At 65.3% G+C, this 13,159-nt stretch carries 12 protein-coding genes; 2 read left to right on the top strand and 10 right to left on the bottom strand.

All coding sequences use genetic code 11. The annotated features are described in order from the left end of the window. Position 1: 1 nt before the first annotated feature. Positions 2 to 2,332, bottom strand: coding sequence for an ATP-binding protein (locus N2603_RS21625; RefSeq protein ID WP_260423945.1), 2,331 nt, complete (start codon positions 2,330 to 2,332; stop codon positions 2 to 4). Between the two features lie 137 nt (positions 2,333 to 2,469). On the opposite strand from N2603_RS21625, the gene xth reads away from it, so the two are divergent. Continuing rightward, positions 2,470 to 3,267 carry an exodeoxyribonuclease III gene (gene xth, locus N2603_RS21620; protein WP_260423944.1) on the top strand — a complete coding sequence of 266 codons (798 nt, stop codon included), beginning with the start codon at positions 2,470 to 2,472 and terminating at the stop codon, positions 3,265 to 3,267. Between the two features lie 103 nt (positions 3,268 to 3,370). On the opposite strand, the gene N2603_RS21615 is transcribed toward xth, so the two are convergent. The 8 genes from N2603_RS21615 to N2603_RS21580 all read right to left on the bottom strand — a co-directional run bounded on the left by N2603_RS21615 (position 3,371) and on the right by N2603_RS21580 (position 10,277). Then, complete coding sequence (locus N2603_RS21615; RefSeq protein ID WP_260423943.1) at positions 3,371 to 4,192, bottom strand: tetratricopeptide repeat protein; 822 nt, start codon at positions 4,190 to 4,192, stop codon at positions 3,371 to 3,373. After that, positions 4,179 to 5,903 carry a dihydroxy-acid dehydratase gene (gene ilvD / locus N2603_RS21610; protein WP_260423942.1) on the bottom strand — a complete coding sequence of 575 codons (1,725 nt, stop codon included), beginning with the start codon at positions 5,901 to 5,903 and terminating at the stop codon, positions 4,179 to 4,181. Before ilvD ends, N2603_RS21615 begins: the two co-directional genes overlap by 14 nt. 597 nt (positions 5,904 to 6,500) lie before the next feature. Then, a complete protein-coding gene (locus tag N2603_RS21605) occupies positions 6,501 to 7,070 on the bottom strand; it encodes a hypothetical protein (protein ID WP_425248999.1) in 570 nt (189 codons plus the stop codon). A gap of 91 nt (positions 7,071 to 7,161) precedes the next feature. After that, a complete protein-coding gene (locus tag N2603_RS21600) occupies positions 7,162 to 7,383 on the bottom strand; it encodes a hypothetical protein (protein ID WP_018642215.1) in 222 nt (73 codons plus the stop codon). Between the two features lie 90 nt (positions 7,384 to 7,473). Further along, complete coding sequence (locus N2603_RS21595; RefSeq protein WP_018642217.1) at positions 7,474 to 7,731, bottom strand: hypothetical protein; 258 nt, start codon at positions 7,729 to 7,731, stop codon at positions 7,474 to 7,476. 141 nt (positions 7,732 to 7,872) lie between these two features. Next, on the bottom strand, positions 7,873 to 8,085 hold the full coding sequence (locus N2603_RS21590) for a hypothetical protein (RefSeq protein ID WP_026311873.1): 213 nt from the start codon (positions 8,083 to 8,085) through the stop codon (positions 7,873 to 7,875). A 152-nt stretch (positions 8,086 to 8,237) separates the two neighbouring features. Further along, positions 8,238 to 8,414: a hypothetical protein gene (locus N2603_RS21585; protein ID WP_260423940.1), complete on the bottom strand. Its 177-nt coding sequence runs from the start codon at positions 8,412 to 8,414 to the stop codon at positions 8,238 to 8,240. Positions 8,415 to 8,540: 126 nt separating this feature from the next. Then, entirely contained in the window at positions 8,541 to 10,277 is a 1,737-nt protein-coding gene (locus N2603_RS21580; RefSeq protein WP_260423939.1) for an adenylate/guanylate cyclase domain-containing protein, read from the bottom strand. Between the two features lie 320 nt (positions 10,278 to 10,597). On the opposite strand from N2603_RS21580, the gene N2603_RS21575 reads away from it, so the two are divergent. Then, positions 10,598 to 12,784 (top strand): lytic transglycosylase domain-containing protein, encoded by a 2,187-nt coding sequence (locus N2603_RS21575; RefSeq protein ID WP_260423938.1) that lies wholly within the window; start codon positions 10,598 to 10,600, stop codon positions 12,782 to 12,784. 82 nt (positions 12,785 to 12,866) lie between these two features. Here N2603_RS21575 and N2603_RS21570 read toward each other — a convergent pair whose 3' ends face one another. Next, positions 12,867 to 13,028: a hypothetical protein gene (locus N2603_RS21570; RefSeq protein ID WP_244635732.1), complete on the bottom strand. Its 162-nt coding sequence runs from the start codon at positions 13,026 to 13,028 to the stop codon at positions 12,867 to 12,869. Between the last annotated feature and the right edge of the window lie 131 nt (positions 13,029 to 13,159).

Here is a 13,159-nt window from a genome sequence, read left to right as displayed (position 1 = left end):
GCTACGCGCCGGTGATCTGCCTTTCCTCATCCGTCCACTCCACGTCACCCGGCAATAGCGCCGGTTGAAGCGGTGCGTCCTCCGACACCAGGTGGCCGTCCAGCGCGCGCAGCAAGGCTTCAATCAGCGCCGGCTTGCGCAGCGGCTTAGCCAGGAAATCGGACATGCCGGCTTCGCGGCAGATCCTGACGTCTTCGGGGAAGGCGTTGGCGGTGAGCGCGACGATCGGCAGCGCCTCGAAGCGGCCGCCCTGCGCACGGATCGCGCGGGTCGCGGCAAGGCCGTCCATGTCGGGCATGCGCACGTCCATCAGCACCACGTCGTAGTCGACTTCGGAGGCCGCCGCGACGGCTTCGACGCCGTCGGTGACAACGCGCAGCTCGACGTCGAAGGCCCCCAACATCTTGCTCACGACCATGCGGTTGACGGCATCGTCCTCGGCGACCAGCACCCTCAGCGGCCGATCGAGGCCGGCGATGCGGGCTTTCAGCTCCTCTGCCTCATCGCGCTCGGCCGTGGCATCGGAGGCCTGCGCCTGGCTCCAAGGCAGCACCAGCGTGAAGCGGAAGGTCGAGCCCTCGCCTGGCGCCGAGGTGACGCCGATGGTACCGCCCATCTGCTCGATGATGCGCCGGGAGATCGCAAGGCCGAGGCCGGTGCCGCCGAAGCGGCGGCTGATCGAGGCGTCGGCCTGGGCGAAATCGCTGAACAACTGGCCAAGCTTCTCGGGCGCGATGCCGATGCCGCTGTCGGTCACCGTCCATTCGACGGTCGCCAGCAGGTCGCGCCGCGCCTGGCAGGTGGCCGATATCGTCACCTCGCCTTCGTCGGTGAACTTCACCGCGTTGGAGGCGAGATTGAGCAGCACCTGGCGGATGCGCGCGACGTCGCCGCGCAGCGTCGGCGGCAGGTTCGGATCGAGCTCGACCTTGACCGTGAGCGCCTTGCTCTTGGCGCTCGCGCGCACCACGGTCGCAACCGTCTCAGCCAGCGCCTGCGGCGCGAAGTCGATCGCCTCGAACTGGAAGCGGCCGGCTTCCAGCTTGGAGAGATCGAGAATGTCGTTGAGGATGCGCTGGAGATTGTCGCCGGACTCGCGGATCGTGGTGACGGCCTCGCGCTGCTCCGGATCGAGTTTCGTTTCCAGCAGCATGCTGGCGAGCCCGAGCACGCCGTTCATGGGCGTACGGATCTCGTGGCTCATGACGGCGAGGAAGTCCGACTTGGCGCGGCTCTCGGCCTCGGCCTTTTCTGCGCGCCAGCGCTCGGTGACGTCGCGGCCGAAGCCGCGATAGCCGAGGAACTGGCCGTCGCGGTCATAGCCGGGCTTTGCCGTCAGCGACCACAGCCGCGCCTCGCCGCCGGCAACGACCTTGAGGTTCATCTCGTGCAGCGGCTCGTTGTGTTCCATCAGGCCGACGACGTTGTAGGCCGCGGTCTTGTCCTCGGGGCAAAGCATGTCGAGCACGTCGACGAAATGCGAGCCCTTCAGCAGCGGAAGCGGCAGCTGCGCGACATCGGCAAAGCGTTGGGGCACGTCGACCAGATGCCCCTCGGCGTCGGTCTGCCACAGCCAGTCGCTGGCGTTCTCCTGAAAGTCTTTCAGCAGCAGCGAGATGATCTCGGTCTGCCGCTCGAGCTCGAGCTGGGCCTTGAGGTTGCCGAGGAACAGATTGCCCTGCGAGACGATGTTGCGCGCCATGAAGAACGCGAACAGCAGCAGGAACACCGCGGTCACCAGATAGGGCCCGGTGCCGCATAGCAGCAGCGCGCCGGTGCAGGCGACCGTCATGGTGGCGAGATAGACGAGGCCCGCGCGGGGGAACGTCGAAAGCGTGAAGGCGCCGCCCGACATCATGCCGACCATCAGACAGGCGAGGATGAGCTGGCTGGTCGGCTCGATGCGGCTGAACAGGGCGAGCGGCAGCGTGCCCCAGATCGCAGCAAGGAAGAACGCCTGCCGCATCATCTGCCGCGCGGCGCGGGGCGAGGCTTCCTGCGGCGGGTTTTGATACGACCGCCGCCAGGCCCGCACCGCAAGCGAGGCGGTGACGGCAAGGGTCATGCCCCAGATCGCGAGAAAGTCGTTCCAGCCCCGGCCCCAGAACAGGATCAGCACGATGGCGACGTTGAGCATGGTGACGGCCATCGTCACCGGGATCAGCCGCGTCACGGCGTCGATCTGCTTCGCGCGGATACGGCAGATCTGGCGCTCGCTGAGATCGGCGGTCAGACCATCCTCAATCTCGAAGCCGCCGAGCCAATATAGGAACGCGCCGACAAGGCCGTCGCGTGGCTCAGTGCGTTGTGAAGTCTTGTCCGGCCATCCCATTCCAGCGGAACCTTTTCCGTATCAATGGCCTGCGGCCCGCTTAAGCCGGGTTAATTTTGTGGGAGATTTTGCGGCGTCCTTGACGGGCACGTTTGCATTTTGTTCTAACCATGACCCCTGCCTGGAGCCCTTCCCCAATGCCCATCAGAGTTGCCACCTGGAACGTGAACTCGGTCCGGCAGCGGATCGATCTCCTCCTGACCTGGCTGAAGGAGTGCCAGCCGGACATCGTCTGCCTGCAGGAGATCAAATGCGTCGACGAGGCCTTCCCGCGGCTGGAGATCGAGGCGCTCGGCTACAACGTCGTCACCCACGGGCAGAAGACGTTCAACGGCGTCGCCCTGCTCTCGAAGCTGCGGTTCGACGAGACCAAGTCGGGGCTCGCCGGCGACGATGAGGACTCCCATGCCCGCTTCCTCGAAGGCGTGGTGACGCTCAAGTCCGGCGTGATGCGGATCGCCTGCCTCTATCTGCCCAATGGCAATCCGGTCGGGACCGACAAATATCCCTACAAGCTCAAATGGATGTCCCGGCTTTTTGAGTATTCGAAGGAGCGCCTCAAAACCGAGGAGCCGCTGATCCTCGCAGGCGACTTCAACGTCATCCCGCATGCCCGCGACGTCTCCAATCCCGCCGCCTGGACCGAGGACGCCCTGTTCAAGGCCGAGACGCGCGAGAGTTTTCAGTCCCTGCTGGGCCTCGGCCTCACCGATGCCTTGCGAGCGGTCACCGACGAACCGGGGCTGTACACATTCTGGGACTACCAGGCTGGCGCCTGGCAGAAAAACCAGGGGCTGCGGATCGATCATCTGCTGCTGTCGCCGCAGGCCAGCGACAAGCTCGCCAATGTCGGGATCGACAGCTATGTGCGCGGCTGGGAGAAGCCGTCGGACCACGTGCCGGTGTGGGCGGATCTGGATCTGGAGGCGGCGTAACCGTCAGATTGGTCATTCCGGGGCGATGCGAAGCATCGAACCCGGAATCTCGAGATTCCGGGTTCGGCTCTTCGAGCCGCCCCGGAACGACAGTGTCATGTGATTACTCGCGGCGGCCCTGCACCCATTGTTCCAGCATTTGCAGGCACATGGCGCGGTCGTCGTCGGAGGCCTTGGCGAAGGCGCGGTTGTAGCTTTCCTTGATCCAGGTCTCCTCGGCACCGGCGCTGTCGCGCGCCAGCGTCAGCCACATCAGGCCGCGCGCGGCCTGCCGCGGCAGGCGGTCGCCGTTGAACAGCATCTGGCCGAGCAGCGCCTGGGCCTCATGCTGGCCCTTCTGGGCGGCAAGGCCGAGCCAGCGGGCGCCATAGCGGAAGTCCTCGCGCGAGGCGTCCGGCGTCTTCAGGTACAGCCGGGCGAGGTCGTACTGGGCGTCCGCGTTGCCGAAATAGGAGGCGGCATAGGAGAACATCTCCCGCGCCCGGTCCGGGTCGGCCTTGATCTTCGAGTTCGGGATGCCGCTGAGGTAGTAGCGGCCGAGCGCGACGAAGGCGTTGGCGACGACCTGTGCCTGCGGCGCCGACGGGCTGTCCTCGGCATGCGCGTTGGCGATCCGGCTGAAATATTCGAAGGCCCGCATGTCGTCCTGGGCGACGCCGTCGCCATTGGCATACATGCGGCCGAGCTTCCACTGCGCGATGGGATGACCGCCCTCGGCGGCATATTGCAGGGCGCTGAGCGAGGTTTCCTGGGTCGCCGGCGGCACCTTGCCCCGCACCGCACCTGCGGCGCCCGGCAGCGTGGTCACGACGGGGATGGTCGCGTCCTTCTGGTTGACCGGCGCGCCGTCGAAGGCGAGCGCCGGCGCGACCAGCGCACTGGCCCCCAACACAAACGCAACTATGGCACGCCTAGATGTCCGCATAGCACTGTTTCTCGTGCGCGCCGCCCGGATGGGTCACAGCCCCCCCGACCGCTGGTCCAACCTGCTGAGCATATTTCCAGAGCGCACCCGACGTGTGGTTAGTCGCGCGAGCGCTCCATTTGGTTTTGCGCTGGGCGAGCTCCTGGTCGCTCAATTTTACGTTAAGGGTACCGGCGTCCGCGTCGATCTCGATGATGTCGCCGTCCTCGAGCAGCGCGATCGGACCGCCGATGGCGGCCTCAGGCCCGACATGGCCGATGCAGAAGCCGCGGGTGGCGCCGGAGAAGCGGCCATCGGTGATGAGCGCGATCTTGCCGCCCATACCCTGCCCGGTCAGCGCCGCGGTGGTCTGGAGCATTTCCCGCATGCCGGGGCCACCCTTGGGGCCCTCGTAGCGGATGACGATGACTTCGCCTTCCTTGTAGGTGCGGCTCTGAACAGCCTCGAACGCGTCCTCCTCGCGGTCAAAGCACCTGGCCGGACCGGTAAACTTGAGGTTGGACATTCCCGCGACTTTCACGATCGCACCTTCTGGCGCCAAATTGCCCTTCAGACCGACCACACCGCCCGTGACGGTGATGGGTTTGTCTGCCGGGTGCACCACGTCCTGGTGCGGATTCCATTTCACGCTTTTGAGGTTTTCGGCGATCGTTCGACCGGTGACCGTAATGCAGTCGCCGTGGAGAAATCCGTTGTCGAGCAGCGTCTTCATCAGAAGCGGTATGCCACCTACTTCAAACATGTCTTTGGCGACATAACGGCCGCCCGGCTTCAAATCCGCGACATAAGGTGTCTTTTTGAAGATTTCGGCGACGTCGAATAAGTCAAACTTAATGCCCGCCTCATGGGCGATCGCCGGCAGGTGCAGCGCAGCATTGGTCGAGCCGCCGGAGGCTGCGACGACGGCGGCGGCATTCTCCAGCGCCTTGCGGGTGACGATGTCGCGCGGCCGGATGTTCTCGGCGATCAGGTCCATGATCTTCTCGCCCGCAGTCATGCAGAAGGCGTCGCGGATCTCATAGGGCGCCGGGGCACCGGCCGAGTAAGGCAGCGCAAGGCCGATCGCTTCCGAAACCGTTGCCATCGTGTTGGCGGTGAACTGCGCGCCACAGGCGCCCGCCGAGGGGCACGCCACGCGCTCGATCTCGTCGAGGTCCTCGTCCGACATGGCACCGACCGAGTGCTTGCCGACGGCCTCGAACATGTCCTGCACGGTGACCTGCTGTCCCCGGAAATTGCCGGGCAGAATCGAGCCGCCGTAAATGAAGATCGAGGGCACGTTTAGGCGGACCATCGCCATCATCATGCCGGGCAGCGACTTGTCGCAGCCGGCAAGGCCCACAAGCGCGTCGTAGGCGTGGCCGCGCACTGTCAGCTCGACGGAATCGGCGATGCATTCGCGCGACGGCAGCGACGAGCGCATGCCGTCATGACCCATGGCGATGCCGTCGGTGACGGTGATGGTGCAGAACTCGCGCGGTGTGCCGCCGCCGGACGCGACGCCCTTCTTCACCGCCTGCGCCTGGCGCATCAAAGCGATGTTGCAGGGGGCGGCCTCATTCCAGCACGAGGCGACGCCGACGAAAGGCTGGTGGATCTGCTCGGTGGTCAGACCCATGGCGTAGAAGTAGGACCGGTGCGGCGCGCGCGCAGGACCTTCCGTCACGTGACGGCTCGGCAGCCTCTGCTTGATGTTAGACTTCGCGTCCATACAACCAGTTTCCCCGGTCAACCCTTTCAGACCCGAAAAATCAGAGCCAAGATTTGAATCGACCTTGGGATTTCCCGTCGCCTTCGCGGACCGCCGCTCCCGCTGAAAAACTTAGAGCGATTTTATTCATGTTCGGGTGTGGCCAAAAAGCGGCGGTGATGCGAACGGCCGGCGATGACGGTTTAATCCGGAATGGGTGTGGCGTAGACAGCACAATCGTTACCGGGAAGACACGGAGATAGCTACTTGGGTACCGTCGCGAAGATGACAATCCACAATTTGAGATTTTATGTCGTGGTCGTCTCACCCCGACATGACGTCAAGAACCGAACACGCCTCAACTGAGTCGGCGGCCCGCATTGCCAACCCCGTCATCCTGACGACCACATGATCGCCCTCCCGATGAGCCGGGATGGGCGACACATACGACAAATCAGAATTCGGTAAAGCGGAATATGTTTACGATGACGGTTGACAGCCGGGACACAGCCCAGTGCCGTAGCCCGGATGGAGCGAAAGCGAAATCCGGGACCGCTCGTTCGGCGAGGCAGCTTTCCCGGATTTCGCTTCGCTCCATCCGGGCTACGAGTGGGTCGCTCAGGCCGACATCGCTCCCTTGCGCCCGAACGGAGCGACCAGGCGGACGATCTCGCAGACGGCGACGAGGCCGGCGAGCCAGACTGCGCTGAGGAGCCCAAGCCGCGTCACGGTGGCTGCTGTGAAGGCGCCCTCTCCACCTAAAACCGGCGTTGCGGCGAACAGCACGAGCTCATAGGTCGCGTAGGCGACAGCGAGCGTGCTCGCCAGCATCAGCGGCGTGCGCCCCTGCGGCAGCGTGCGGAGCACGGCGAACGATGCCGCGGTCGCAACCAGCGCAGCGACACTGATCACAAATCCCCAGGCGAGAGTGCTGCCATCGACCGGATAATGCAGCATCCCGAAGCCGATGCTCTGGTTCACCAGCCATGCGCCGGTGACGACGAGCAGCGCCGGCCGCAGCGGCAACATCGCGGCCGCCACGACGGCGAACGCGGCAAACGGTGTTGCGCAGGCGAGCGCGAAGCTTGCCAGCGCGCATGACGCGGTCAGCAGCGCAAGGCAGAACATCGGCGCAAGGCGCGGCGCGACCGGGTGAAGGCGGAAACGATCAACGTCGGGCGAAAGCATCTCGCAAGGCATCATGGACCTCCGTTGGCGATCCTAGCACATGCGCCGAGGGGGTCGACATGACATGCACGCGAGAAGCGGACCGACCGGGCTACGCCGGCTCTTTCTCCGCAGGCGTCCTGATCATCGCCCGCTCGCCGGCGTCGACGAGCTGGCCGATGCCGGTCCGCCCTGCGAGCGCAGAGCGGATGATGTTTTCGGCGACCGATCTGCGGAAGCCATGGTCCTCGCCGTCGGGGCGATTGCGGCAGACCCGGTCCAGTGCCAGTTTCATGTTGATGCGGGTGCGGGTGTCGAAATGCTCGCTGATCATTCGCACGGCCTCAGTCGCGTTGATATCGGAGGCGGAAACGCTTCGGTGACCGGCCGGGTTCCAAAACAGAAGCGAGCGATGGGCCGGCCGCTATGTCCGGCCTCTCGGACGCTGCGCCAGAGCCCAGGCCACGGCAACGTCGCGCGGCGGGACGTCGACGCGCCGGATCGGCGTCAACTCGCCCGAGGCGGAGACGATCGCGGTCTCCTCGCGGCGGCAGCGCGGGCACACGAAGCGAACCTCATGCGGGGACGCCGACCAGCTCGAACGTTTCACATTGGCGGCCATCGGCCAGGCCTCGCATTGCGAGCACGACACCAGAAACCGCCCGGGATCGAGCATACCCATTCCATCGGACTCCGCGTCCTGCCTGCCCCTTCAATAATTAACCCATGTGAATCGTTCCGGTGCCTTGGCACCGTCAGCCTCGACCCAGCGGAGCCAATGGACTCGCTGTTCCCGATCCGCCGGCCTCCGGCTTCGAACGGCTCAGTGCGCGCCCTTGAGGGTGCAGGAGGTGGTGCAGGTGACCGTGGTGCCGTGGTCGCACGCCTTGCAGGCGGCGACGCACTGGTTCATGTCGCGCGCATTGTACGAGCTGTAGTTGCGCATCGGGCAGGTCGACGTCGACCCGGTAATGTCCTGCTCCTGGTTGCAGGCTGCCATTGCGAGCGCGAGACCAAGGACTGCAAGAAGGCGCACGGGATTGCCCTGTAGGAGCGGCAAAGCGACGTCGGCGGGGCACGTCGCACCGCAACGGACCCCGGCATTCCCACTGCGAGCAACCGTGGAAGCCCGACGCTCGCATTCCCGGAGGATGCGCGCGAAAGATTAAAAACGGATTGCAGCCGCCGTCAGGCCGCAGTTTTGGTCGCGATCGCCTGCCGCATGTCCACCGCGAGTTGGCGGTACTGTTCTGACAGTTTCAGATAGAATGCGCGCTTGGTGCTGTCGGTGGCGAGCTTGGCGATCAGCTCGCATTCGGCCGTGAGCGTCTCGAACCGTTCCAGCCTGTCCTCAGGTTCTGTCATCGGCGTGTCCCCATCAAACGCCTAAGGGACAATCAACCTAAGCCCGGGAAATAGGTCACGGCGAACATCGTTATGGGGTAGCATCAATTTTCGCTGCCGCATGTAGCGAGAAGAGGACGCCGCTACCTATTTCTGCTCCAACCGCCATGCGCCGTCCCATTCCTCGCCCGGCGGATCGGACTCGAACTGCGCAATGCGGGCGAGCAGCGTGCGCGAAGGACCGTCGCCCGGGACGGCTTCGAGCGCCGCATTGAACGCGGCGCGCGCATCGTCGAAACGTTGCGCGCGATAGGCGGCAAGGCCTTCGCTGTAGCGCGTGCGCAGGCTCTCCTGGGGGACGCTGAGTCCGTGCACCTTGCTCATCACCTCAAAAATGGCCTGCGGTACGTTCTGGCCGGCCACTGCGAGACGATCGATCTCGCGCAGCTCAAGGTTCGATCCGATCGCATCCGCGGTCGCCTGCGAAATCAGGATTCGGGTTCCGTAGACCTTGTTGACCATCTCGAGCCGCGAGGCGAGGTTCACGGCGTCGCCCATCACGGTAAAGCTCATCATCAGCTCGGAGCCGATGCTGCCGGTCAGGACCTCGCCGGTGGCGATGCCGATGCGCAGGTCGCAGGGACCGGGCATGGCGCGGATGCCGAGCAGGTCCGGCAATTGCTTCTGCAGCGCGGGCACCTGGTCCGCCATCTCGATGGCGGCGTAGCAGGCGAACAGCGCCGGCTCGTCCTCCTCGATGAAGGGCGGGCCCCAATAGGCCATGATGGCGTCGCCGATATATTTGTCGATCACGCCACGATGGCTCCTCACGGGAGCGGACATGACCGTGAAATAGTGATTCATCACCTTGACGAGGCCGCGCGGGGTCATGCCCTCGCTCATCGAGGTGAAGCCGCTCATGTCGCAGAACATGATGGTCATCACCCGGCGCTGGCCGTCGATGGCGACCTCCGGCCGGTCGATCAGGCCCTGCACTACCTTGGGATCGATGTAGCGGCCGAAGGTCTCGCGGATGCGCTCATTGTGCCGGAGCTGCTCGATCATGCGGTTGAAGGCGGCGGCGAGTTCGCCGATCTCGTCTTGGGTGGAGACGGTGATGGGCTTGTCGAAGCGACCGGCCTCGACCTCGCGGGTGCCGGCGAGCAACAGCCGCACCGGTCGCGTGATGCCGCTGGAGACGAGGAGCGCGAAGGCAAATCCGACCACCGCCGCGAGGATGGTGACAATGCCGGAGATGATGATCGCCTTCCGCTGGCGGCTGACCACGGTCGACGTCGAGGCATAGACCTGCTTGAGCATGTCGGCACGAATGCCGTCGATCCTCTGGTTGAACTGGTCGCGCAGCGCGTCGAGATGCTCCAGCGTGCCGCGCGCCTCGGGCATCTGCTTGGCATCGATCTGCTTGAGGAGCTTGGCGTGCGCCTCGTTCATGCCCTGGCGCAGCTCGGTGACGGCGGTCTCGATGCGGGTGTCGATCCGCGCCAGCGCAGCATTGTCCGAGGGCGTCCTGGTGTCGTCGATGATCGCGTTGATGTGGCCGCGCGCGTCCGAGGTCTCCGCCTCGATCTTGCGGTCAGCCTCCTCGAACTCTTTCAGCCGAGCAGCGTACGCCTCCTCGTCCGGGGCTTCCTGCATCTTCATCATGACCATGCGCCGCAGCGCCACCGATCGCTCCAGCGAACGGATGTTGGCGCGCGCCAGATCGCCATAGGCCGGGATGTAGCGATTGGTCAGCTCGTCAAGGAGGACGCCGACCTGGCTCGACATCACCATCGACAGGATCGAGGTGACCAGCATCAGGACGATGAGTCCGAGGGCGATGCCGACGATCTTGCGCCGGATCGACTGGTTGAAAATCGGCATAGGTGCGGGGCAAAGGCTGCAAAGACGGTTTAGGGAACTGAATACACCGGATTTGGCGGCGGGAACACGCGCAATCTGGCCGCCGCGACGCTCCAGACGCCCACAACCGTCGCGCGAGCCCAAATCGTTAACAAAGGTTAAAGCGCCTGCCCTTTTCTCCTTTGCGGAAGTTCCCTTGCATCATCCGTATTTTGCCGCATTGTTGCGACAGCGTGAGACATGCGAAACGATGCCGTGGCATCGTTTTCGGTGTCTTTGATTCTCAAGCCGCATACGATCGCGGACCTTGGTTTGTAGTGGTTTCGCAGGGGGACCATCCAATGAACCAGTGCCTACGCTCGCTCGCGTGTGTCGTTGCCGTGGCCGCTTTGGCCCTCCTTCCGTCGGAGCTGGCGGCGAAGAGCAGTCACAAATCGTCTGCGTCGAAAAAGACGCATGAGGCGAAAGCCGGCAAGCAGCGCCATGCCGCGGCGAAATCCCGTCACGGCAAGCATGCCGAGGCCAAACGCAAGTCGAAGAAGCAGGACGACACGCCCGCGGACAAGCCGGCCGCCCCGCCGCTCACCGGCGATCTCGCCGCACTGAAGGACGCGATCGATCTCGCGCGCAAGGGCAAGTCCGACGACGCGAGCGCGGCGCGCGACCGCATCGCCGACCCCGCCGGGCAGAAGCTCGCCGACTGGTTCATGCTGCGCCATTCCGAGAGCACCGCGAATTTCAAACGCTATGCCGGCTTCCTCGCCATCAACCCGGACTGGCCGAGCAGCGCCCTGCTCCGCCGCCGCGCCGAGGCCCGGCTGTGGCAGGAGAAGGCCGACGCCGCCACCGTTCACAAATTCACGATGGATCGCCCGACCAGCGCCAAGGGCAAGTTCGCACTCGCCCGCGTGCTGCTTGCTGAAGGCGAGACGGACAGGGCCGCGCGGCTGGTCCGCGAGGCCTGGCGCACGGACGAATTGTCCGAGCGCAGCGAGGAAGATTCCTACGAGGCGTTCCGCGACCTCCTGACCGCCGACGATCATCGCGCCCGCATGGACAAGCGGCTCGGCGCCAAAGACTACGCCGGCGCAAGGCGCGCAGCGAAACGGCTCGGCGAGGATGCGCTCGCGATCGTCAAGGCCTGCGCCGCGGTCACCGGCAAGGCGGACAAGGCCAAGGACTATCTCGACGATGTCGCGAGCGAGGCGCGCCGCGACCTCGGCTATGTGCTGTGCCGCGCGCAATGGCATCTGCAGAAGGACCGCATCGACGATGCGGCCGAGGTGATCCTCGCCGCCGCGCCCGACACGATGGCCGCGCAGGACACCGACGCCTGGTGGCGCGAGCGCCGGCTGCTGGCGCGCAAGCTGCTCGACCAGGGCAAGTCTAGGACCGCCTACGACGTGGTCCGCACCGCGGCCGTGCCGGCGATGGAGGTCTACCGGGTCGACTATCACTTCATGTGCGGCTGGATCGCGCTGCGCTACCTCAACGATCCCAGGACGGCGGTGGTGCATTTCGCAGCGATCGACGAGGGCTCGGCCAACCCGATCGCGCTGTCGCGCGCACATTACTGGCGCGGCCGCGCGGCGGAAGCCATGGGTGCGACCGCCGATGCGCGCATGAGCTACAAGGCCGCCGCGCGCTATTCGACCGCCTATTACGGCCAGCTCGCCCGCGCCAAGCTCGGGCTCGACCGCATCGAGCTGCGTGCGCCCTCGCCCGTGCTGGCCTCTGCCGACACGCCTCCCACTGATGAGCGCGTGCGCGCCGCCGACATGCTGTACGGGATCGGCGAACGCGACATGGTGTTCTACTACGCCGAGGATTTCGCCAAGGAGAGCACCGACGTCGCAGCGCTCGAAGCGCTCGGCGAGCTTGCCGGCCGGCGCAACGATGCGCGCGTGATGCTGGAGGTCGGCAAGTCGGCGCTGGCGCGCGGGCTCGCGCTAGACCATTACGCCTTCCCGACCATCGGCATCCCCGAGCACAAGCAGCTCGCCCCGCCGATCGAGACCAGCGTGATCTATTCGGTGGCGCGCACCGAGAGCTCGTTCGACCAGCGCGACAAGTCGCCCGCCAATGCGGTCGGGCTGATGCAGGTGACGCCGGAAGCCGGCCGCGATACCGCGAAACGCTTCGGCCTGACCTATGACTGGGACAGGATGGTCTCCGATCCCGTCTACAACACGCAGATGGGCGCGGCCGAGCTCAGTGCGCTGCTGTCGGAATATCGCGGCAACCAGATCATGACCTTCGCCGGCTACAATGCCGGCCGTGGCCGCGTGCGGGAATGGGTGCAGGCGCGCGGCGACCCCAGGGATCCCAATGTCGATCCGGTCGACTGGGTCGAGCGCATCCCGCTGTCGGAGACGCGCAATTACGTTCAGCGCGTGATGGAGAACGTGCTGGTCTACCGTGCGCGGTTCGAGGGCAGCGGCATGGTCGCGTCGAAATCCGAGCAGCGCGTCACGACGCAGGAAGTGAGCGCGGAACCGTCCGTATCGGCCGCAGCCCCGTCGCCCTAGCCTCGCGACCGCCGGGGCTGGACGCGGCGCGAGTGGACGCGGTGGCTGCGGCCGACGGCTCTGCGCGGCCGGCAACGGGCAGTTAGCGGTCACCTCCTTCCGTGGTCAGAAGGACGTACTCGCGCAGATAGACCTCAGCCAGTGAGCGCGACAGCGCGCTCATCTGAATCATCCAGCTCCAGCCCGCCATCGCAGTCAGCACCGCGATCGCCTCGAACGGGCTACGCGGCCTCAGCATGTCCATGGCGGTCTGCTGGCGGTAGCAATCGTAGTCGCAATACCGTTCTTGCTTGGACACATGCCGGACGTAACTCGAGCCCAGCGGCTGGGCGCATGCGCTGCAGGCTGAGTTGTGGCTGGGATGTTCCTGATTGA

The organism is Bradyrhizobium huanghuaihaiense (assembly GCF_025200885.1).
GTDB lineage: Bacteria > Pseudomonadota > Alphaproteobacteria > Rhizobiales > Xanthobacteraceae > Bradyrhizobium > Bradyrhizobium huanghuaihaiense.
Note: the sequence above shows the minus strand (reverse complement) of the source record. Positions and strands in the feature narration are given on the sequence as shown.